Origin of the sequence: Ensifer sp. ENS03 (assembly GCF_014852035.1) — a bacterium.
Lineage (GTDB): Bacteria > Pseudomonadota > Alphaproteobacteria > Rhizobiales > Rhizobiaceae > Ensifer > Ensifer adhaerens.
The window spans coordinates 82,794-103,732 of sequence record NZ_JACVAV010000001.1 but is presented as its reverse complement, the minus strand read 5'-3'; the positions used below and the strand labels follow the sequence as shown (position 1 = coordinate 103,732).

The window sequence follows — 20,939 nt, the reverse complement described above, 5'->3', positions numbered from 1 at the left end:
CCGCTTCGCACTTTTCCTGGAATTCGCTCGCTTGGCTGGCGCAACTCCGGACGGAAAACCGCTTCGCACTTTTCCTGGAATTGCTCTTAGGCGATGAGCTCCGAGAAGCTTTTCGGTCGCGCTGACTTTGCGTCGCGTACCGTCGCATAGTGGAGCCCAACGACGCCGTTGTCGTAGTGCTCGCTGCCGATCAGCTGCAGCTCGTTCTTGTCGCGAAGCCGGGCGAACCATGGTTCGCCCGGCGATACGACCGGGTAGACGAAGAAGTGGTAGCGATCGACGAGGCCGAGGCCGATCACCGTCTGCGCCAGGCTCGCGCCGCCGGACAGATGGATATCCCGGCCGGGCCCGGCCTTCAGGTCGGTCAGGTAGCGCGAGAGCGCCGCATCATCAGGAACCACCGCCCGCTCGGCATTGTGCCAGCGGCTGGTCGCCTGCTCGTCTGTGCGGGAGAACACGATCTTCCGATAGTCGTGCATGCGCCCTGCCATCACCCGATTGGTCTCGCCGCCCGCCTTGTCGTTCAGCGCGCCCGGCCAATAGCCGACCATCTCCTCATAGGTGGTGCGGCCGACCAGAACCGTGTCGTAGCCGGCGTAACGGCGGTCGATCGCCCGGTATTGTTCGTCGACCACCGTCCCCATCCAGGCAAGCGGATCGTCGAGGCGGCCATTCAGTGTCGTCATCATCTGCAGCACGATATTGCGCATGGGATCGTCTCCTCAGTGAGTTTGCTCGACGAACCGGGCCAGTTGCCCGGCAACCGTTCCCCAGCCGTCGTGAAAACCCATCTCCTCGTGCATCTTCCGGTCCGCGCCGCTCCGGTGCATTACATGGGCAGCGTATTCGGTGCCGGCTGGATGATCGCTGAGGGTGATGATCGCCGTCATGAAGGCGTTTTCCGCCGGCCGCCAACCGGCAACGAGCGTGTCGGTGAAGACGATGCGCGAGAGTTCGTCGACCGCGAGAAAACAGGCGTCGATATGCGGCACGAATGCGCCGCCGCCTTCGCTGATCCGCGTCACGAAACTGCCGCCGGGCCTGAGATCCATGTCGATCACCTTGCATCTTGCCGGCTCAGGAACCCACCATTGCTCAAGCCGAGTGGGATCGCTCCAGGCGCGCCAGACTGTCGCGCGCGGCGCCTTGATGATGCGCGCCATCGTCAGGTCGAGTTCAGGATCGGGAGAGCGGATCATGGTCATTCCTCCTCGTGTTCAGTGACGAATTTCTCCAGCCGGTCGGCGCGGCCTTCCCAGAGCGCGCGCTGCGCCGAAAGCCAGCTCTCTACCGCGGCGAACTGCGCCTTCTCGATGGCGCAGGTGCGCACCCTGCCCTCCTTGTGCGTGCGGATGAGCCCGCTGCCTTCAAGGTAGTGGATGTGCTTCAAGAAGGACGGCAGGGCCATGTCGAAGGGTCTGGCGAGATCGCTGATGCTCGCCGGACCGCCGCCGAGCCGCGCAAGCACCGCACGGCGGGTGGGATCGGCGAGCGCCTGAAAGATCACGTCCAATCGGTCTGAATACTGTTCCATAAGGCTAAGTATCACGCGTCAATACTTAGCGCAAGAGCTAACTATTCATCCAACGACCGCCCCCAGCGCCACCCAATTTGTCGCATGGCCGTTTTCTTGACCTCAAGCCTGGTTGAGCTTCTACAAGCCCCGTCGGTTCAATCGGAAATGGGGGCCGACGTGGCATTGGAAAACCAGATAAGGACTGACAATCCCGGGACTGGAACGGCATCTGCGGGCATCGCCGAGCCCGGCGGCGCCGCAGCATCGAGCGCCGCCTGCTGGCTCGCTGGCCTGGTCGCCATCGCACAGACACCGGCGATTGCGAGCGCGCGCAGGGTCGCCTTTCTCACCGCAAGGCAGGGATGATCCATGTCAGGCCCTATCGCAAGCATTCTCGATTCGCGCGCCTTCGGCATTCTCGCCCGCGTGCTGCTGACGCTCGTCTTCTGGTCAAGCGGCCTTGCCAAGCTCTTCGACTTCAACGCCAACGTCGCGATCATGGAAGGCTTCGGCCTGACGCCGGGATGGCTGTTCAATTCGATGACGTTGATCCTGCAGATCGGCGCCTCTCTGCTGATCATCCTCAACCGTTGGGTCTGGCTTGCCGCCGGGGCGCTCGCCGTCTTCACGGTGCTGACGATCCCGATCGCCCATCCTTTCTGGCTGAAGGAAGGCGAAGAGGCCTTCCGCGACATGACCGTCGCGCTGGAGCACGTCTCCGTGATCGGCGGCCTGGCGCTGGTATCGATCCTGTCGCGCAGGCGTTGAACGTCAACAACCGGCGGCTCGGCAGGACCACTCAGCCCTCGCGGCAGCGCGTGTCTGGAACGCATCGAGACCAGGGCAGCGCGGCTGCTCTGGTCTAACACCTCAGCGCTTCCGGGCGACGATGTAGGGGCGGTTGTCGTTGCTCGCCGATGCGTGATTTTCCGCCGACAGAAGCTCGAAGCCGGCGGCGACGATGTGCCGGCTGAGCTCTGCTGCGCTGAAAGTTGCCGCATAGGGCGCCAGTCCGACGGCCCGCATCGCCGGCAACAGCAGGAGCCGGACGAGCGGGTTCATGTCGCCGACGCAGGGCGTCTTGGAGATGAACACTCCCCTGGAGGCAAGCAGGGTATGGATGTTGTCGAGCGTGGCGGGCAGATCGCGCACGAGATGCAGGTAGTTGAAGCCCAGCACCGCATCGAACTGCCCACGTTCTGCCGCAAGCGTTTCGGCCGTCGCGCTGCGAAAGGCGAGGTTCGGAACCAGGTCGACGGCGTACCTCTCCCGGGCAATGGCGATCATCTCGGTCGAAAAATCGGTTGCAAGGTAGTCGCGCACATCGCCCGCCAGCCGAAACGCCGTCGTTCCCGTGCCGCAACCGAGTTCGAGCACGCGGTCATCGGGCAGAAGCAAGGCGCGGGTGCGGTCGAGCGTGTGTTCATAGGCGGCCGGGTCCGCGATCGTTCCCTTGGCGTATCGCCGCGACGTCCGGTCCCAGAAGCGCGCGTCGCTCGCCAAACTCATGCTGCCTCTCCCCAGAACGCAACCGGTCCCCCGCGATGCTCGGAGCCGGTGCCACACCGGCCAGGGAAACCTGCCTAAACCCAACGGCTGCCGATACCAGCGAAGGTCCAAGAATAGCGCGGAACCGTCAACATTTGACGGAGAACGGACCCTCAATCGGCAAAGAGCCGCTCTCTCGCAGTTCAAGCCAGGCGAACCCAATCAACGGTTTCAAGCACATAGGGGGCGAAGAGAAAATCGCGGATCGCGGCGATCTCGTCCCGACGCCAATCGAGAACGACGAAATGCGCCGGTTTTTCCATGGGGCCGGCACTGTCGAAAACCAGCATGGCCGGCCGCCCTTCGATTGCGCCGAGCGCGAAACGCCACTTTGTCTCCTGCGCATAGCGGGTGAAATAGCGGCTGATGCCCTCGCGACCCTCCAGCTTCAGCCTGTTGACCAGCTCAAGTTTTACATCGTCGGCCAGCATGGCGCGGATGGCATCGAAGTCGCCGCCCTGAAAGAAGCGCACGAAACTTGCCAGTTTGTGCCGGTTCGCGTCGGACATCAGCGGCAGCCGCATATCCTCCGGGCGTTCGGTCAGGTGCCTGAGCGCCACCCTGGCGCGCTGCAGCGCCGATTTGGCCGCCGCCGGCGTACACTCGGCGATAGCGGCGATTTCCTCGATCGAATGGCCGAGCACATCCTTCAGGATCACCGCGCAGCGCTGAAGTTCCGGCAGTTGCAGGAAAGTTTGAAAGCCGATCGCAACGATGTCCGCCTCGGGCAGCGGGGCGTCTTCCATGTCATCGAGCAGGGGGACGATCTTGTGCCTGGACCGCCGGCGCAGAAAATCCAGACTGGTGTTGTGGGCGATGCGCAGCAGCCAGCCTTCGAGATTGTCCACCACCACGCCATCCGCCCGCGCCTGCACGGCCTTGATCAGCGTGTCCTGCAGCACGTCCTCACCATCCACGGCCGAGCCGGTCATGCGTGCGCAATAGCGGTGCAGCCGCGGCCGGAGTTCCCTCAAGCGATCCTCGAAGTCTTCCGTATTCATGACATCGAGTTCCATGGGGATATCTCCAGGGGCCGGTTCGGACGATAGCGTGGACTGAAGAAAATGTCCGCTGCCTGACCGATCGAAACCGGCTCCGGCAACGGACGGCCGTTCGACATCAGCTGTGATCGCTGAGGACCACCTCACCGATGACCGACTCGAGGCTCGCCAGTTCGAGGATCTGTGGGAAATAGGCCTTCATCCTGACATCGGCGCGCATCGCCTCGACGGCCGCGGGCGTCTCCCATTCCGAATAGATGATGACGCTGGTGCCATCCCTGGCAGCAATCAGCCGGCTCGTCCGCCAGCCGCCGAGCGTGCGGATGACGGTGTCGATGTTGCGCTTCAACAGCGCGATCAACTGCTTCTGCTTGCCGGGTTCGACCTTCAGAACGTTGACGAGAGTGACGGGTGCAGTGGTCATGGTGCTTCTCCTTCGTTGCGGATGCACCAAAGACGAAGCGGAGAGGCGAAACGGATCGCGCGGGCGAAGATTTCTTAGCGCCAGGCGGACGTCGGGGATACTCCCTTGGCAGGGGACCGCCTTCGAGGGACTCGGCAGCGGACCATCCGTTATCGGCCGGTAGCCCGCCGAACAGTGACAGACCGTTAGAGGGCAAAGCCGCTGGAAGCCGCCGCCGGCTCGCCGTCGTCGCGAACCTTCAGGATGGTGTCGATCAGGCCCCATTCCAATGCTTCTTCTGCGGTCATGAAACGGTCCCGGTCCATGGCGCGTTCGAACTCCTCGTAGGTCCGTCCGCAATGTTCCGCATAGAGGCGCGTCATGCGCTGTTTGGTGCGAAGGATCTCCTCGGCATGGATCTGCATGTCGGACGCCTGGCCCTGAAAACCGCCCGATGGCTGGTGCACGAGGATGCTGGCATTGGGCAAGGCGGCCCGTTGGCCCGGCGTGCCGGCCATCAGCAGAAACGAACCCATCGACCGTGCGGTCCCCATGCACAGTGTATGCACCGGTGCCCGGATGTAGCGCATGGTGTCGTACATGGCGAAACCGCTGGTCACCACGCCGCCCGGCGAATTGATATAGAGATGGATGGGCTTCTTCGGGTTTTCCGCTTCGAGAAGAAGCATCTGGGCGCAGACCAGCGCAGAGACCGTGTCGTTCACCTCACCGTTGAGAAAGATGATTCGCTCGCGCAGCAGGCGGGAATAGATGTCGAACGACCGCTCTCCACCGTTCGACTGCTCGACGACCATAGGGACGAGTTGCATCGCTTCGCGCATCGGCGAACTCCATTTATCCAGAGATTGAGGGGAAGCTCGCCGGTCTAGGCGGCGAGCATGAGAGTATCGTTGCTGTTCGCGGCCGTCCTGGTCACGCGACCGCCGCGAACATTCGGCAGTTCGTGGACGATCCGCAGCCGGGTGCCACCCGAACCAATCGGGGCGATCCGGAATGTGACCGTACTTTCGAGAAAGGGAGCTTCGGTTTCGCGCAGCCTGTAGCGGACCTCTTCTCCAGGCACGACGACGGCGCCATCGGGGTCGGCCAATGCCTCTTTCGGTAGCCAGTTCTCGCGAAACGCCGGGATGCTGATTGCGCGCCAGACCTTCTGCGGCGCCTCGTCGAGTTCGTATTCCAGCTCAAGGCTGTTATCGTCCGGGGCGCTGATTTCGCGGTTCATTGGTCCATATCCTTCAGCAAGATCTTCAGAGCTTCGATGCGTGCCGGCCAGTAGGCACGGTATTTCGCGAGCCACTGCGCAATTTGCGCCAGCCCGTCCGGGTCGACTTCGTAGTTTACGAACCGACCTTGCCGCTGCTCCTTCACCAACCCGGCACTCCGCAACACGGAAATGTGCTGGGACATGGCCGGCTGGCTTATGTCCATACCTTCCCGCAAAGCGCTGGCATTCATGCTTCCGTCAGCAAGCTTCTCGAAGATGGCGCGGCGCGTGGGGTCAGCCAGGGCTCGGAATATCTCGTTCTCGATCATGCCAAACACATAAGCACGGACTTATCTCAATAACAAGTGCGCTGTTCAGCAGGAGGAGAAAGGAAAGGACGCGACTTTGCGCACCAAACGACATTGTCACGGCGCCTCAGATCAATACCCGCCAGTAGATGGGACAAGGGTAGCGCTTAATGCGCATTGGCAATGGAAGCAGAACAAGGGGAAATGGCGGACAGAGAGGGATTCGAACCCTCGATACGCTTTCACGTATACACGCGTTCCAGGCGTGCGCCTTCAACCACTCGGCCACCTGTCCATCCGTCAGCAGCCGATGGTCAATCCGGCTGGATGGGAAGGGCGGGGCCCTTCGGCGTCAGCCGGCTGAGAACCGGCGGACGCGCGTCTATATACCGATGATTTGCCCGGGATCAACTGCTTTCTGACAGATTATTGACATCTTGTGACGCGGGCGGGTTCCCGGTTCCCATTGTGCACTCCGGGCAAGGGGCTTATCTCTTGCGTCAGGGCGTGTCCGATGCGTCCGGCCCGTCTCGGCCACATCCTCCGGCATGCCAGATTGCCGCATATTTTCATTGTCGGGCCTTGTCCGAGGCACGGGCGATCGGAGAAGATGCGGCAGGGCGACGCGCCGAGCCGATGACCGGCGCCAGCCAGCGAATTGAAGGGAATGCCGTCCGATGCGATTTCTATTGAGGCTGGCGAGCGCCGTCGTGTTGTTTGCCGCTGTGCTTGCCGGTGCCGTCGACGCGATCCAGTCGGTCGCAGCATCGGAACTGGTCATGACGTCGCTCGGCGACGACCTGGAGGCGCTTGGCGCCGACACGGCAAGCTGGGTCCAGTTTGCGCAACGTTCCGATACCGCACCGACGATCTGGCACGGGATGCTGCATTGGCTGCTGCAACAGCCGGCCTTTGCGGTGCTGGCGCTGATCGCCCTCGTGCTATGGATGGTCGGATACAAGAAGCGGCCGGCGGCCGGACGATTCGCCGCCTGACGCATTGCAGGCGGCCTTCGCATCGAAAGGAGTGTGCTGATGTTCCTGATCGACATGTTCAACAAGAAAACGATCATGCCGGACGCGCAGACGGCGCTGCCGGGCCGTGACGCCGCGATCCCGACGGCCGAGACACATTTCGTTTCCGGCCGGCCGTTGAAAGGCCCCTACCCCGACGGCACCAAGAGCATCCTTCTGGGCATGGGCTGCTTCTGGGGCGCCGAACGATTGCTTTGGAACATCCCCGGCGTCTACGTGACGGCGGTCGGCTATGCCGGCGGGCTGACGCCGAACCCAACCTACCAGGAAACGACGACAGGGCTTACCGGCCATGCCGAAGTGGTCCTGGTCGTCTATGATACGGAAAAGGTGAAGCTCGCGAGCCTGCTCAGGACCTTCTTCGAGGGACACGACCCGACGCAGGGCATGCGCCAGGGCAACGATATCGGCACCACCTACCGCTCGGCGATCTATGCCTATGACGACGAGCAGTTGGCGCACGCCAAGGCCGCGTGCACCACTTTCCAGACGGCGCTGAAGCACGCCAATCACGGCGGCAGGGTGACGACCGAGATCGGCATGGCGGGACCGTTCTATTTCGCCGAGGACTACCACCAGCAATATCTGGCGAAGAACCCCAGCGGCTATTGCGGCCTGCGCGGCACCGGCGTCAGCTGCCCGATCGGCCACTAGACGCATACCCCGCGGATGGCATCCCGCGCGCGGTCGCGATACCCACAACCCTGAGGCCGCGCCGGACCGACCGGGACACCTTGTCATGATCTCAAAAAATGCAACAGAACCGGTGCCTTACGGGTGTCGATATTCGTGGCTTCAATTTTTACCATCTGAAAAATTTTGAGTGTTTTTTTGCCGTGACCGTGCAAGGATGCGCCACCCTAGCCCCAAGGAGAAGGGGGTGGGTCCCGCAGACAGGCTTCCGTCAGGGAGCCGGCGGGAGGACCCAATAAGATCAATAGCGACAACAGGGCTGCACGATGAAAAAAACAATTCTCGGTCTTTTTGCCTTTTCGATGATGTCCGCCACGGCACTGGCCGCCGACATCAAGCCGGCGATCATCTACGATCTCGGCGGCAAGTTCGACAAATCCTTCAACGAGGCTGCCTTTAACGGCGCCGAGAAGTTCAAGACGGAATCGGGCGTCGAATACCGCGAGTTCGAAATCGCCAACGATGCCCAGCGCGAACAGGCGCTGCGCCGCTTCGCCAGCGACGGCAACAGCCCGATCGTCATGGCCGGCTTCAACTGGGCGGCTTCGCTCGAGAAGATCGCGCCGGAATATCCGGATATCAAGTTCGCGATCATCGACATGGTCGTCGAGAAGCCGAACGTCAAGTCGGTCGTCTTCAAGGAACAGGAAGGCTCCTACCTCGTCGGCGTTCTCGCCGGTCTCGCTTCCAAGTCGAAGACCGTCAGCTTCGTCGGCGGCATGGACGTTCCGCTGATCCACAAGTTCGCCTGTGGCTACGTTGGCGGCGCCAAGTCGACCGGCGCTGACGTCAAGGTTCTGGAAGCCTACACCGGCACGACGCCGGACGCCTGGAACGACCCGGTCAAGGGCGGCGAAATCGCCAAGTCCCAGATCGACCAGGGCTCGGATGTCGTCTACCACGCAGCCGGCGGCACCGGTGTCGGCGTTCTGCAGGCAGCCGCAGATGCGGGCAAGCTCGGCATCGGCGTCGATAGCAACCAGAACGCCCTGCAGCCGGGCAAGGTCCTGACCTCGATGCTGAAGCGCGTCGACGTCGCCGTCTACGAAGCCTTCACGGCAGCCAAGAACGACAAGTTCGAATTCGGCATTTCCAACCTCGGCCTCAAGGAAGACGGCGTCGGCTACGCGCTCGACGACAACAACAAGGCGCTGATCACGCCCGAGATGCTCGACGCGGTGGAAAAGGTGAAAGCCGAAATCATTGCCGGCAAGGTCCAGGTTCACGACTACATGAGCGACGAGTCCTGCCCTTACTAAGAGCAGCGCTTGCGTCATGAAAAAGGCCGCCGGTTCATTGGACCGGCGGCCATTTTTTTGCTTGTCCTGACGTGAGCGCGGCGATCAGTAATGCGGCGGCTTCGTGATTGCCGGCGCGTCGAGAGACTGCTCTTCGAGCGTCAGGAACCTTTCTGTCAGCCGGTCGAGCTTGGCGCGCGCCTGCTCGACCACCTTCCATTGCTCGGCAAGCTGATCGGAAAGCTCCTCGATGGTCTTGGCTTGATGGGCCACGGTCTCCTCGAGGCGGGTGATCCGTTCGTCGGTGTTGCTCATTCTTGCAAACTCCATGGGCGCGCGGCGCCGTTTGCCGGCAGATTGGCCACAGCCGGCCTTATGTCAAGCAAGGCCTTATGCCTTCGCCGCCACACGCAGCGAGAACCCGGGATCCCTAGCCGAAAGACGCTTGTACAGGTGCACCATCAGGCCGGCGGCAAAGAGCGGCGTCAAAAGGTTGACGAAGGGCACAGCCAGGAAGCCCGCGAGCAGTAGACCCGCGAGAAAGACGGTCGAGCGGTGCTTTTCCCGGAAGAGCCGCGCTTCCGCCGGCGCGCGATAGCGCATCGCCGCAAACTCGAAGAATTCGCGACCGAGCAGATAACCGTTGACCAGGAAGAAGGCGACGAGATTGACGCCCGGAACGAGCAGCAGCACCAGCGCCAAGAGGTTGCCGAGGATCACGACGCCCAGGAACTTCAGTGAGCCGGCAACCGCCTCGCCGAGCGGCAGCGGCCGTCCCGGGGGCTCGTTCGGATAGTCACGCTTCTCGATGACGTCGGCGACGTCGTCGAGGAAGAAGCCGGCGATCAGTGCGGTGACGGGCGCAAGAAGCAGGGCGAGCGCCAGGGCCAGGCCAAGGCTTGCGAAGATGCCGAGCACGAAGGTCAGCCAGCCGGCCCAGACGGGCGTGCCCGGCATCAGCGTGTCGATCCAGGGCAAGGCGAGCCAGATGAACACTTCGCGCACCGCAAACCACAGGGCGACAAGCGCAAGGATCGTCAGGCCCAGCACCTTCCAGAAGACCGATCGGGTCTCGGGTGCAAACAGATTGGCAAGCGACAGTCGCGCCGCGTCCAGGATCATCATCGCTCTCCAGCATGGGCCAAGGTTCGATGGTGCATGTAGGCAGAGGCGCTACCGGCGACAAGATGGTCCCGGCAGGCACCCGTCTTTATGCAAGATTCATGCGCCTCGTCTAAGGGAAGCATGGAAAACGCCGGGAGCGGCGATATTGTAGAGATACGGGATGCCGGCAGCAGCGCTCCGCGGAGGATGACATGACAGAACAAAAGACACTCGCCAGCCTTTCAGTGCTGGTGCAGAGCGGCAAGCTGGATCCGGTGGAGCTCGCCAAGGAAACCTATGCGGCGATCGACGCACACGGCGATTACGCCATCTTTGTCGAGCTGACGCCGGAGCGCGCGACGCGGGATGCGGAGGCTGCCTCGAAGCGTCTGAGGGCCGGGCGGTCGCTCGGTCTGCTCGACGGCCTGCCGGTCGCCTGGAAGGACCTGTTCGACACCGCCGGCAACGTTACGACCGCCGGCTCGGCCGTGCTTCGGACGAACGCGCCGGCAACGAGCGACGCGCCTGTGGTCGCCGCCGTTTCCGCCGCCGGCATGGTCAGTGTCGGTCGCACCAACCTTAGTGAATTCGCCTTCTCCGGCCTTGGCCTCAACCCGCACTACGGCACGCCGCGCAACCCGGCGGCCACCGACGTCGAGCGCATTCCCGGCGGCTCGTCGTCGGGCTCGGCGGTCGCGGTTGCGGCCGGACTGGTGCCGGCGGCCATCGGTACCGACACCGGCGGATCTGTCCGCATTCCCGCAGCCTTCACCGGCATCGTCGGCTACAAGGCGACGCGCGGCCGCTATGCGATGAAGGGCATTTTTCCGCTGGCTGAAAGCCTCGATTCGCTCGGGCCACTCTGCCACACGGTACAGGATGCCGTCTGGGTGGACGCCGCCATGCACGGGCTGACGGCGCCGACCGTGCGCCGCGCCGACCTCTCGAGCATCGCGCTGGTGATCCCGGAAACAGTGGTGTTCGACGATGCGGAGCCGGAAGTCGTCGAGGCCTTCGAGGACGCGATCAAGCGGCTCGAGAAGGCGGGCGTTGCCGTCAGCCGCCGCGCTTTTCCATCCTTCTCGGCCGTGTTCGGGCTGATGGCCCGCCACGGCGCCCTGGTGACGGCGGAGGCCTATGCGCTGCACCGCGAGCGTCTGGCCGGGCCGGAGGCCAACGCGATGGATCCACGCGTCGTCGCCCGCACGCGGCTCGGCGAGAAGATCTCCATGCCCGACTACATCGCTCTCCTCGACGCGCGCGACCAGCTGATCCACGAGACGGTCGAAAGTCTGAAGCCGAACGAACTCATCGCCCACCCGACGCTGCCCCATGTCGCCCCGCCGATCGCGCCGCTTCTCGAAGACGACGAGCTGTTCTTCAAGATCAACGGCAAGACGCTGCGCAACACCTCGATCGGCAACTTCCTGGATTTCTGCGGCATCTCCATTCCTTGCGGGCTCGGGGCGGCGGAAATGCCGGTCGGCTTCCAGCTTGCGGCCCCGCATCACCAGGACGACCGGCTGCTTTCGGTGGCGCTTTCGGCCGAGGCGATCATCCGGGGTGAGGCATGATCGTCTGTTTCGATATCGGCGGCTCTGCAATCAAAGGCGCGATCGTGCATTCGCGCGACCGGATCTTTCCGTTGCCGCGCCGAACCACGCCGCTTACCAATTTCCGCCAGTTCGTGCAGGCGCTCGAATCGGTTCTGGACGAAGCGGGCGGACACCCGGACTGCGTGGCGATCTCGATCACCGGCGTGATCGATCCCGAGACGCGGCGCATCAAATGCGCCAACATTCCCTGCATCGACGGGCTCGAACTGGTTGCTGAACTCGAGGCGGCGCTGCATCTGCCGGTGAAGATCGCCAATGACGCCGACTGTTTTGCGCTGGCCGAGGCCGGAGCGGGTGCAGGGCGCGGTCATCGCATCGTCTTTGGTGCCATCCTCGGCACCGGGGTCGGCGGCGGCCTTGTCATCGACGGCCGGCTGATCAATGCCGATGGCGGATTCGCCGGCGAATGGGGCCATGGCCCGGCGATCGCGTCGGAGGCCGGGGATCCACCAATGGCGATTCCCGCCTATGCCTGCGGCTGCGGCCAGAAGCGCTGCGTCGATACCGTCGGCGGCGCCCGCGGGCTGGAACGGCTGCACCAGACGGCCCATGGCAAGACGCTTTCGAGCCACGAGATCATCGAGGCCTGGAAGGTTGGCGACGCCGAGGCGAAACGCACGGTCGACCTGCTCGTCGATCTCGTCAGCTCACCGCTGGCGCTCGTCATCAACATCACGGGTGCGACGATCGTGCCCGTCGGCGGCGGCCTTTCCAATGCCGAGGAACTGCTCGCCGAGATCGACAAGGCGGTGCGTAGCCGGATTCTGCGGCGGTTCGACCGGCCGTTGGTTGTGCGCGGCGAATGCCGGATCGAGCCCGGCCTCATCGGCGCGGCGCTGCTCGGGCTTTCAGGAGACAAGGCATGAGCGACATCAAACTCGAAGTCTGCGTCGACGATGCCGACGGGCTTTACGCGGCCATCGAAGGCGGCGCCGACCGGATCGAGCTTTGCGCCGCCCTTTCCGTCGGTGGCCTCACGCCCAATCCCGGCCTTATGGCGCTGGCTGGCCCGCCACGAGTGCCCGTCTACGCGATGATCCGGCCGCGGCCCGGCGACTTCATTTTCTCAACCGCTGACCTCGACGCGATGCGCCGCGATATCGACGCGGTGCGGGATGCCGGTCTGGCCGGCGTCGTGCTCGGCGCCTCGCTTGCCGATGGCCGGCTCGACACGTCGATGCTCACCAAGCTCAGCGGCCATGCGGCCGGACTCGGCATGACGCTGCACCGGGCCTTCGACCTCGTCCCGGATTTCGCCGAGGCGATGGAAATCGCAGTCGACCTTGGCTTCGAGCGCATTCTCACCTCAGGCGGGGCCAGGAGCGCGCCGCAGGCGATCGACCGCCTTAGCGAAATCATCGGCCTTGCCAAGGCCAGGCTGTCGATCATGCCGGGATCCGGCGTCACGCTGAAGACGGTCGACGCTCTGCTCGATCACCTCACGGTCAGCGAGGTGCACTCCTCCTGCTCGATTAGTGAGCCGGCTCAGGATCCACGCTTGGTCGATATGGGGTTCGTTTCTTCCGATCGGCGCCGCACCGATCCGGAGACGGTGCGGGCGATGAAGGTGAAGCTTGCGGCCCGCAGCCCGCGCTGATCGGCGCCTTTCCTTCCCTCATAGGAAAGACCCGGAGAGCGGAGCGCTTTCCGGGTCTTCTTGTCAAATCTTCTCGTAAGCGGCAATCAGGCTGCGTAGACTTGGTCGCCGCCAATCCAGGTGGAGCCCATGCCGAGTTCAGGCGTGAGCAACACGAAATCGGCGTCCGCTCCGGGCTTCAGCCGTCCCTTGTGAGTGGCAAGCCCCATGGCATCGGCCGGATAGGCGGACGCCATGCGAAGGGCTTCCTCGACCGGGAGGCCAAGCTTCTCGTGCACGAAGCGCACCGAAGACAGCATGTCGATGTCGGCGCCGGCAAGCGTGCCGTCGGCAAGCGTCAAGCGGCCACCTTCGCGCAGGATTTCGCGGCCATTGAGCTGGAAGCTCTTCATGTCGGTGCCGATCGGCGACATCGCGTCCGTGACGAGAAAGATCTGGCCCGGCCCCACCTTGGCGCGCAGCGCCACGCCCATCGACGCCGGCTCGACGTGATAGCCGTCGGCAATCAGGCCCGCATGCAGCGTGCCGGTGGCAAGCGCAGCACCGACCACGCCCGGCTCGCGATGGCCGAGACCGCTCATGGCATTGAAGAGGTGAGTGACGGTACGTGCACCCGCCTTGGCGTAGGCGACCGCAGTTTCATAGCCGACATCCGTGTGGCCGAGGCTGACGACGGCACCGGCATCGGCGAGCGCCTTTACCTGCTCCCTGGTGGCGTTTTCCGGCGCCACAGTCACCATCAGGACACCGAGCGCCTTGGCGCAATCGAGCATTTCGGCGAGATCGGCATCGTCCATCGACCGGATCAGTTTCGGATCATGAGCACCCTTGCGCGCGACCGAAAGATGCGGGCCTTCGAGATGCAGCCCGAGGAAACCGGGCACACCGGCCGCCTTTGCCTCAAGGCCGGCCTTGATGGTGGCGCTTCGGATTTCGCGCGTATCGGTGATCAGCGTCGGCAGAAGCGCCGTGGTGCCGAACTTGGCATGGGCCGAGCAGATCTGCCGGATGCCTTCGACGGTCGGCTCCTCGTTCAGAAGCGCACCACCGCCGCCGTTGACCTGCAGGTCGATGAAACCCGGCACCAGCAGCATGCCGTGGGCATCGATCCGTTCGGCGCCGGCGGGAATGTCGGCCGACGCCACGATCGCCTTGACGCGACCAGCTTCGATGACGAGGGCGCAGCCGTCGTGCCATTCGACGCCGTCGAACAGGCGGGCGCCGGTGATTGCCTTCCTCTCGCTCATCTCGTCTCCGTTACCTTCTTGAGGCTTGCCGGCGCATCGGGATTGAGACCGCGCGAACGCGACCAGGCCTCGACGAAACCGTAGAACGGCAGGATCAGCGTCAGCGCGTCGGTGATCGGGTGACCGGTCTCGACGAACGGCAGGCGCTTGGCCTTGGCGGCGAGGTTCGAGGTAGCATGAACCACCGCGCCCTTTTCCGCCATACCGTCGGCAATGCCGGCAACCGACGTCTCGGCCGCATCACGGGCTGCAAGCGTCAGCACCGGGAACTTGGCGCCGACGAGCGCCACCGGTCCGTGCAGCACTTCGGCCGCCGAATAGGCTTCCGCATGCATGCCGGAGGTTTCCTTGAACTTCAGCGCCGCTTCGCTGGCGATGGCGAGCGCCGGGCCGCGGCCAAGCACATAGAGCGATTCGGCTTCGCCGAGATCGTCGGCAAAGGCCTGCCAGTCGAGCTTCACGGCCTTGGCAAACTGGTTCGGCAGGTCGGCGACCGCGCGCTGAAGTGCAGCGTCGCCGGTCCATTCGCCGAGCACGGCAAGGCCGGCGACGATCGAATTGACGTATGACTTCGTGGCGGCAACGGCGATTTCCGGACCGGCCAAGATGTCGAGCGGGTTGGTGCAGGCCTCTGAAATCGGCGACGGCAGCGTGTTGGTGAGCGCGATCGAGACCGCGCCGGCATCGGTCGCAGCCTTTGCCATGGCGACGATATCCGGGCTCTTGCCCGACTGCGAAATCGCGATCGCCGCGGCACCGCCGAGCTTCAGCTTGGCACCGTAGATCGAGGCGAGCGACGGGCCGAGCGAAGCGACGGGCACGCCGGCTTGCAGCTCGATCGCATATTTGAGGAACAGCGCCGCATGGTCGGAGGAGCCGCGGGCGATAGTGACGAGGAAGGCCGGATCCTTGGCGCGCAGTGCGGCGCCGGCCGCCTTGAGCTGGTCGGCGGAGCGTTCCAGCAGACGCTGGGCGGCTTCGGGGATCTCGTCGATTTCTCGGCGCATATTGGTCTGCATGGTCAATTCCCTTTCTTGGCGGAGCCGTCGCTTTTAGGATTCCGACAGCGTCAGTTCCGCGACAAAGTCATAGGCATCGCCCCGGTAGAGCGAGCGGGTGAATTCGACGACGCGTCCCGATGCGAGATAGGAGACACGTTCGATGGAAAGGCCGGCCGAACCGACGGCGACGCCGAGCATCGAGGCATCCGGATCCTTGATGTTGCAGGCGGAGATGCGCTGCACGGCGCGAACCGGTCGCGAGCGGGTCTTGTCGAGCGCAGTATAGAGAGACGAGGTGACGGCCTGCGGGTCCGGCAGGAACTCCGCCGAAATGCTGGCGCGCTCGATGGCAAGCGGCATGTCGTCGGCGATGCGCAGGCGCCCGAGCCGGGCAACCAGCGCGTCGGCCGGAAGGCCGAGCGCCATCATCTCATCCGGAGAGGGGTGAAACAGGCCGCGCTCCAGCCAGCGGGCATGGGTGTTCAGGCCGCGGCGCGCCATGTCTTCCGTGAACGAGGTCAGCCGCGAGAGCGACTGCTGCACCTTGGAGACCGGCTTGACGACGAAGGTGCCGGAGCCGTGGCGGCGAACCAGCAGGCCGTCGCGCACGAGATCGTCCACCGCCTTGCGCACGGTGACGCGGCTGATGTTGGCGTAGTCGGCAAGATCACGCTCGGGCGGCAGAGCGTCGCCGTGGTTCAACTTGCCCGACTGGATCGCGTCTTCGAGCGATTGCCGAAGCTTGAGATAGAGCGGCCCCGACCCTCCGGACTGCAGACCCTCGAGCGGCAGAATGGAAGCGAGCTGGTGCGTCATGCGCCTGCCCTCGCCTGGGTGCCGAAACGCTGGGCGGCAACGGCGACCGATCCGGTCAGCGCGTCGGCTTCCGCCTCGACGAGCAGGGCCTGATGCCGATCGGCAAGCCAGGGGCGATAGAGCGGCGCCAATCCGCCAAGAAGGCACAATCTTTCGCAGCCTCTTGCAACGACGACATCAAGCGCCTCATCCACTGTGAGGGCAGCGGCTTTCAGGATGCGCACGGCAACCGGGTCGCCGGCGGCGGCGCCTTCGAAAACACGCGGCGCATAGCGGCCGAATTCCCCGGGCTTGGCGAGGCGGGCGAAATCGACGACGTCGCGCGCCTCGTTGTTGAATTCGGCAAGGACGCTGTCGGTGACCGCCGAGGCTTCATGAATATTGTCGAAGGCAAGCAGGCTTTCCTGCAGAAGCGCATGGCCGATGCGTGCACCGCTGCCATGGTCGCCGATGGTGAAGCCCCAGCCGCCGACATAGCTGACGGTTTCGCCCTGGCGAAGGATATAGATGCTGCCGGTACCGAGAATAGCGACCGCACCGTCACGATTGCCGAGCGCGCCCTGAAGGGCAATCAAGCCATCGGATTCGATATCGGCTGCGGCGAACGGCAGGCGGCGCTTAACATAATGCACGGCGTCGCCGACATTGTGCCCGGCGACACCGACGATCGCCTTGGCAGCGGTTATGCCCTGGGGATCAAGGCCCGCTTCCATAAAGGCGGCGCGTGCGGCCTCACCGATATTGGCAAGCGCGGTTTCCGGGTCTGTCAGGATATTGGCCGCACCCGCCTTGCCGCGCCCGAGAATGCGCCCGTCCGCCGATGCCACAGCAGCCCGGCAGCTCGTTCCGCCGCCATCGATTCCGATCAGGTAATTTGTCATGAGTACCTCCGCCCATTGAGGATACCAAAAAAATACCAATAACCAAGCCTGAATCCGTCTGCAGTTTCGTTTTCGTTGCAATACGTTGAAATTCAAGGGCTAATTTAGCTGTTTAGTTTTTTAAGACGTCAAAACTTAAATTCTGCTGGACAATTGGTATTTTTTTGGCATTAATTTGACCAAGAGGAGATACAACCCATGCCGTCAGCCAAGACCGAAGAGCGCCACGACAACGCCAAGGGCCTGGATCTTATGCATCCGGCGCTGGCGCTCCGGCTGCTCGCGTCCGGCCAGCAGGCGGCCGCCAAGGCCGTCGACGCGGCGATCGAGTCGATTGCGGCTGCCGCATCGCTCGCGGCCGAATCCCTCGCATCCGGCCGGCGTCTCGCCTATGCGGGCGCTGGCAGTTCCGGCCTGATGGCCATGGCCGATGCGCTCGAACTGCCCGGCACCTACGGCATTCCCCAGGACCAGATCGTCGTTCTGCTTGCCGGCGGCACCGCCAGCCTGAGCGACCTTGCGGGCGGCTATGAAGACGACATGGACCTTGCCCGCAACGACGTCCGCAAGGCCGGCATCGGCGCGGGCGACTGCCTTGTTTCCGTTTCCGCCAGCGGCTCCACCCCTTACGCGCTCGCCGCGGCCGACGAGGCCCGCAAGCTGGGCGCCAAGGTGATCGCTGTCGCCAACAATCCTGGTGCGGCGCTGTTCAAGGACGCCGACGTTTCGATCCTTCTGCAGACGCCCCCGGAAGTGGTTTCCGGTTCGACGCGCATGGGTGCCGGTACCGCGCAGAAGATCGCCTTCAACATGTTCTCGACGCTGGTCGGCATTCAACTCGGGCACGTCCTCGACGGCCACATGGTCAACCTGCGCGCCGACAATATCAAGCTGCACGGCCGCGCAATCCGCATCGTTACCGACATTACCGGCATCGGCGCTGGCGAGGCCGGCCGGCTGATCAACATGGCCTCCGGCTCGGTCAAGGTCGCAATCCTTCTCGCCTCTGGCGCGAAGGACGTTTCGGTCGCGGAGGCGGCACTGAAAGAGGCCAGACAGAACCTGCGCCGGGCGATCGATATCGTCACGGCCTGACATAAGCCTGGGATTCAAACCGCGCCAAAACGGCGCAACATAAGAGGGAGAAGCTGAATGACCCGTACGACTATCAAGGGCCTGCTGCTTGCGTCGAGCATTCTCGGCACGGCCGGGCTGGCGCACGCCGAGGACGTGACGCTGACCATCGAAAGCTGGCGCAACGACGACCTGGCGATCTGGCAGGAAAAGCTGATCCCGGCCTTCGAAGCCAAGAACCCGGGCATCAAGGTCAAGTTCGCCCCGATGGCACCGACCGAATACAATGCCGCGCTCAACGCCAAGCTCGACGCCGGCTCCGCAGGCGACCTCGTCACCTGCCGTCCGTTCGACGTCTCGCTCGAACTTTACAACAAGAAGCACCTCGCCGACCTGACGAGCCTGCCGGGCATGGAAAACTTCTCGCCGGTAGCCAAGTCCGCCTGGACCACCGACGACGGCAAGGCCACCTTCTGCGTGCCTATGGCATCGGTCATCCACGGCTTCATCTACAACAAGGACGCCTTCGACCAGCTCGGCATCCAGATCCCGACGACGGAAGCGGAATTCTTCGCTGCCCTCGACAAGATCAAGGCCGACGGCAACTACATCCCGATGGCGATGGGCACCAAGGATCTCTGGGAAGCCGCAACCATGGGTTACCAGAACATCGGCCCGAACTACTGGAAGGGTGAGGAAGGCCGCGCCGCGCTGATCAAGGGCGAGCAGAAGCTGACCGACGAGCCGTGGGTCGAGCCCTACCGCGTTCTTGCCAAGTGGAAGGATTATCTCGGCGACGGCTTCGAAGCCCAGACCTACCCGGACAGCCAGAACCTCTTCACGCTCGGCCGCGCCGCGATCTATCCGGCCGGCTCGTGGGAGATCGGCCTGTTCAACACCCAGGCTCAGTTCAAGATGGGCGCCTTCCCGCCGCCGGTCAAAAACGCTGGCGACACCTGCTACATTTCGGACCACAACGACATCGGTATCGGCCTCAATGCCAAGAGCGCACATGCCGAGCAGGCCAAGACCTTCCTGACCTGGGTTGCTTCGCCTGAGTTCGCCGACATCTACGCCAACGCACTGCCGGGCTTCTTCAGCCTCAACTCGACCCCGGTGAAGATGACCGATCCGCTCGCCCAGGAATTCGTCTCCTGGCGCGAAAAGTGCAAGCCGACGATCCGCTCGACCTACCAGATCCTGGCACGCGGCACCCCGAGCCTGGAAAATGAGACCTGGGTCGAATCGGCCAACGTGATCAACGGCACGGATACGCCTGAGGTTGCCGCCGAGAAGCTGCAGAAGGGCCTCGACGCCTGGTACAAGCCGGCGAAGTAAGACGTAAGCGCAACAGGTTCCCTCCCCTTCTTGGGGAGGGTCGGCCCTACAGCGCCGCACGTTCTGGACGTGCATAGAGCACCTTTAGCCGGATGGATTTAAGGATGCCGTAGGGACCGGGCGGGGCGACATGCCGAATGACGGCACTCCCCCAGCCGAAGCGTCACCGGCCTCCCACAGTGGGAGGCCACCGACGCAGTCGTTTGCAAAAGAACGCGATAGACTTAACCTTCGTCATGAGCCCTCGATAAAGGGGCAGACGGCATGCGGCGCGACCGGCCGCGTGGCGCCGGTGCGCATCATGATTGTCTGGGGACCGGTCTTCTAGAAACGGATGGATCCATGAGTGACGCTCTTTCAGTGCAAGAGGGACAGCCGACCGCAAGGCGGCCGAAACGCTGGCACATCCTCGTCTTCCTGCTGCCGGCCTTCCTGGTCTATTCGGCGGTGATGATCCTGCCGTTGATCGAGACGCTCAGGCTTTCGCTGTTCAACACGGTCGACGGCCAGTCGACCTTTGTCGGCCTTGCGAATTTCCAGACGCTGTTTGGCGAAGAGCGCTGGGCGCACGACTTCTGGAATGCGCTGAAGAACAACGTCATCTTCTTCATCATCCACATGTGCGTGCAGAACCCGATCGGCGTTGCGCTCGCCGCCATGTTGTCGATCCCGAAGCTGCGCTTCGTCACCTTTTACCGCACGGCGATCTTCCTGCCGACGCTGCTCTCCTTCGTGATCGTCGGCTTCATCTGGAAGCTGATCCTGTCGCCGATCTGGGGCGTGGCACCCGGCATGCTCGACCTCGTCGGCCTGAAGTCGCTGTTTGCCCCCTGGCTCGGCAAGCCGGGCTCGGCGCTCATCACCGTGTCGCTGATCTCGGTCTGGCAATATGTCGGCATCCCGATGATGCTGATCTATGCCGCCCTGCTCAACATTCCGGATGAGGTGATCGAGGCTGCCGAATGCGACGGCGTCACCGGCTGGAGCCAGTTCTGGAAGATCAAGCTGCCGCTGATCCTGCCGGCCATCGGCATCATCTCGATCCTGACCTTCGTCGGCAACTTCAACGCCTTCGACCTGGTCTACACGGTGCAGGGCGCGCTTGCCGGTCCCGACGGCTCGACCGACATTCTCGGTACGCTGCTCTACCGCACCTTCTTCGGTTTCCAGCTGCAGCTCGGCGACCGCTCGATGGGCGCGACGATCGCCACGGTGATGTTCCTCATCATCCTCGCCGGCGTCTCGCTCTACCTCTTCGTCATTCAGCGCCGCATGCGCCGCTACCAGTTCTGAGGAGAC

General features: G+C 63.5%; 25 protein-coding genes and 1 tRNA gene. 10 read left to right on the top strand and 16 right to left on the bottom strand.

Annotation, left to right across the window (positions count from 1 at the left end; translation table 11 throughout):
• Window positions 1-86 precede the first annotated feature (86 nt).
• Genes IB263_RS00515 through IB263_RS00505 form a run of 3 tightly spaced genes read right to left on the bottom strand, consistent with a single transcriptional unit; the run spans window position 87 to window position 1,534 of the window.
• Entirely contained in the window at window positions 87-710 is a 624-nt protein-coding gene (locus tag IB263_RS00515; RefSeq protein WP_192437351.1) for a dihydrofolate reductase family protein, read from the bottom strand.
• A gap of 12 nt (window positions 711-722) precedes the next feature.
• Entirely contained in the window at window positions 723-1,199 is a 477-nt protein-coding gene (locus IB263_RS00510) for an SRPBCC family protein (RefSeq protein ID WP_060519493.1), read from the bottom strand.
• 2 nt (window positions 1,200-1,201) lie between these two features.
• The gene (locus tag IB263_RS00505; RefSeq protein WP_060519491.1) at window positions 1,202-1,534 is read right to left on the bottom strand and encodes a metalloregulator ArsR/SmtB family transcription factor; all 333 of its coding nucleotides are present in this window, start codon (window positions 1,532-1,534) and stop codon (window positions 1,202-1,204) included.
• 351 nt (window positions 1,535-1,885) lie between these two features.
• Here IB263_RS00505 and IB263_RS00500 point away from each other — a divergent pair, with 351 nt between their 5' ends.
• On the top strand, window positions 1,886-2,284 hold the full coding sequence (locus IB263_RS00500) for a DoxX family protein (RefSeq protein ID WP_060519483.1): 399 nt from the start codon (window positions 1,886-1,888) through the stop codon (window positions 2,282-2,284).
• 102 nt (window positions 2,285-2,386) lie between these two features.
• Here the strand turns inward: IB263_RS00500 and IB263_RS00495 are convergent, their stop codons facing one another.
• From IB263_RS00495 to IB263_RS00465, 7 genes are all read right to left on the bottom strand, one after another.
• On the bottom strand, window positions 2,387-3,025 hold the full coding sequence (locus IB263_RS00495; protein ID WP_112770701.1) for a bifunctional 2-polyprenyl-6-hydroxyphenol methylase/3-demethylubiquinol 3-O-methyltransferase UbiG: 639 nt from the start codon (window positions 3,023-3,025) through the stop codon (window positions 2,387-2,389).
• A 182-nt stretch (window positions 3,026-3,207) separates the two neighbouring features.
• Window positions 3,208-4,080, bottom strand: coding sequence for a sigma-70 family RNA polymerase sigma factor (locus IB263_RS00490; protein ID WP_112770702.1), 873 nt, complete (start codon window positions 4,078-4,080; stop codon window positions 3,208-3,210).
• A 103-nt stretch (window positions 4,081-4,183) separates the two neighbouring features.
• Entirely contained in the window at window positions 4,184-4,489 is a 306-nt protein-coding gene (locus IB263_RS00485) for a putative quinol monooxygenase (protein WP_112770703.1), read from the bottom strand.
• Between the two features lie 185 nt (window positions 4,490-4,674).
• On the bottom strand, window positions 4,675-5,310 hold the full coding sequence (locus tag IB263_RS00480; RefSeq protein WP_112770704.1) for an ATP-dependent Clp protease proteolytic subunit: 636 nt from the start codon (window positions 5,308-5,310) through the stop codon (window positions 4,675-4,677).
• A 44-nt stretch (window positions 5,311-5,354) separates the two neighbouring features.
• Window positions 5,355-5,711 (bottom strand): SRPBCC domain-containing protein, encoded by a 357-nt coding sequence (locus IB263_RS00475; protein ID WP_060519474.1) that lies wholly within the window; start codon window positions 5,709-5,711, stop codon window positions 5,355-5,357.
• Window positions 5,708-6,022 carry a helix-turn-helix transcriptional regulator gene (locus IB263_RS00470; RefSeq protein ID WP_034804822.1) on the bottom strand — a complete coding sequence of 105 codons (315 nt, stop codon included), beginning with the start codon at window positions 6,020-6,022 and terminating at the stop codon, window positions 5,708-5,710. Before IB263_RS00470 ends, IB263_RS00475 begins: the two co-directional genes overlap by 4 nt.
• A 184-nt stretch (window positions 6,023-6,206) precedes the next feature.
• Window positions 6,207-6,296 (bottom strand) — tRNA-Ser (locus tag IB263_RS00465).
• Window positions 6,297-6,678: 382 nt separating this feature from the next.
• Between IB263_RS00465 and IB263_RS00460 the strand changes: the two genes are divergently transcribed.
• The 3 genes from IB263_RS00460 (at window position 6,679) to IB263_RS00450 (ending at window position 8,987) form a co-directional block, all read left to right on the top strand.
• A complete protein-coding gene (locus tag IB263_RS00460; protein WP_034804825.1) occupies window positions 6,679-6,996 on the top strand; it encodes a membrane protein in 318 nt (105 codons plus the stop codon).
• A gap of 39 nt (window positions 6,997-7,035) precedes the next feature.
• Window positions 7,036-7,689, top strand: a complete 654-nt coding sequence (msrA, locus tag IB263_RS00455; RefSeq protein ID WP_192437348.1) for a peptide-methionine (S)-S-oxide reductase MsrA — start codon at window positions 7,036-7,038, stop codon at window positions 7,687-7,689.
• A gap of 305 nt (window positions 7,690-7,994) precedes the next feature.
• Window positions 7,995-8,987, top strand: coding sequence for a BMP family protein (locus IB263_RS00450; protein ID WP_034804831.1), 993 nt, complete (start codon window positions 7,995-7,997; stop codon window positions 8,985-8,987).
• Between the two features lie 84 nt (window positions 8,988-9,071).
• On the opposite strand, the gene IB263_RS00445 is transcribed toward IB263_RS00450, so the two are convergent.
• Window positions 9,072-9,281, bottom strand: coding sequence for a SlyX family protein (locus tag IB263_RS00445; RefSeq protein WP_034804834.1), 210 nt, complete (start codon window positions 9,279-9,281; stop codon window positions 9,072-9,074).
• Window positions 9,282-9,356: 75 nt separating this feature from the next.
• Entirely contained in the window at window positions 9,357-10,088 is a 732-nt protein-coding gene (locus IB263_RS00440) for a sulfate transporter family protein (RefSeq protein WP_192437346.1), read from the bottom strand.
• 194 nt (window positions 10,089-10,282) lie between these two features.
• On the opposite strand from IB263_RS00440, the gene IB263_RS00435 reads away from it, so the two are divergent.
• The 3 genes from IB263_RS00435 to IB263_RS00425 are packed head-to-tail and all read left to right on the top strand — an operon-like array spanning window position 10,283 to window position 13,283.
• The gene (locus IB263_RS00435) at window positions 10,283-11,644 is read left to right on the top strand and encodes an amidase (protein WP_034804840.1); all 1,362 of its coding nucleotides are present in this window, start codon (window positions 10,283-10,285) and stop codon (window positions 11,642-11,644) included.
• Window positions 11,641-12,552, top strand: coding sequence for an ROK family protein (locus tag IB263_RS00430; RefSeq protein ID WP_034804842.1), 912 nt, complete (start codon window positions 11,641-11,643; stop codon window positions 12,550-12,552). The genes IB263_RS00435 and IB263_RS00430 overlap by 4 nt, the downstream gene beginning before the upstream one ends.
• Window positions 12,549-13,283: a copper homeostasis protein CutC gene (locus IB263_RS00425; protein ID WP_034804846.1), complete on the top strand. Its 735-nt coding sequence runs from the start codon at window positions 12,549-12,551 to the stop codon at window positions 13,281-13,283. Before IB263_RS00430 ends, IB263_RS00425 begins: the two co-directional genes overlap by 4 nt.
• An 86-nt stretch (window positions 13,284-13,369) precedes the next feature.
• Here IB263_RS00425 and nagA read toward each other — a convergent pair whose 3' ends face one another.
• Genes nagA through IB263_RS00405 form a run of 4 tightly spaced genes read right to left on the bottom strand, consistent with a single transcriptional unit; the run spans window position 13,370 to window position 17,228 of the window.
• On the bottom strand, window positions 13,370-14,530 hold the full coding sequence (gene nagA / locus IB263_RS00420; protein WP_060519466.1) for an N-acetylglucosamine-6-phosphate deacetylase: 1,161 nt from the start codon (window positions 14,528-14,530) through the stop codon (window positions 13,370-13,372).
• Window positions 14,527-15,549: an SIS domain-containing protein gene (locus tag IB263_RS00415; RefSeq protein ID WP_043626593.1), complete on the bottom strand. Its 1,023-nt coding sequence runs from the start codon at window positions 15,547-15,549 to the stop codon at window positions 14,527-14,529. Before IB263_RS00415 ends, nagA begins: the two co-directional genes overlap by 4 nt.
• Before the next feature lie 33 nt (window positions 15,550-15,582).
• A complete protein-coding gene (locus IB263_RS00410; protein ID WP_034804855.1) occupies window positions 15,583-16,347 on the bottom strand; it encodes a GntR family transcriptional regulator in 765 nt (254 codons plus the stop codon).
• Complete coding sequence (locus tag IB263_RS00405) at window positions 16,344-17,228, bottom strand: N-acetylglucosamine kinase (protein WP_060519464.1); 885 nt, start codon at window positions 17,226-17,228, stop codon at window positions 16,344-16,346. The genes IB263_RS00410 and IB263_RS00405 overlap by 4 nt, the downstream gene beginning before the upstream one ends.
• A gap of 198 nt (window positions 17,229-17,426) precedes the next feature.
• Here IB263_RS00405 and IB263_RS00400 point away from each other — a divergent pair, with 198 nt between their 5' ends.
• The 3 genes from IB263_RS00400 (at window position 17,427) to IB263_RS00390 (ending at window position 20,933) form a co-directional block, all read left to right on the top strand.
• Window positions 17,427-18,323 carry an N-acetylmuramic acid 6-phosphate etherase gene (locus tag IB263_RS00400; protein ID WP_060609505.1) on the top strand — a complete coding sequence of 299 codons (897 nt, stop codon included), beginning with the start codon at window positions 17,427-17,429 and terminating at the stop codon, window positions 18,321-18,323.
• A 57-nt stretch (window positions 18,324-18,380) separates the two neighbouring features.
• On the top strand, window positions 18,381-19,640 hold the full coding sequence (locus tag IB263_RS00395) for an ABC transporter substrate-binding protein (protein WP_034804866.1): 1,260 nt from the start codon (window positions 18,381-18,383) through the stop codon (window positions 19,638-19,640).
• Between the two features lie 342 nt (window positions 19,641-19,982).
• On the top strand, window positions 19,983-20,933 hold the full coding sequence (locus IB263_RS00390; RefSeq protein ID WP_034804869.1) for a carbohydrate ABC transporter permease: 951 nt from the start codon (window positions 19,983-19,985) through the stop codon (window positions 20,931-20,933).
• Window positions 20,934-20,939: the final 6 nt, after the last annotated feature.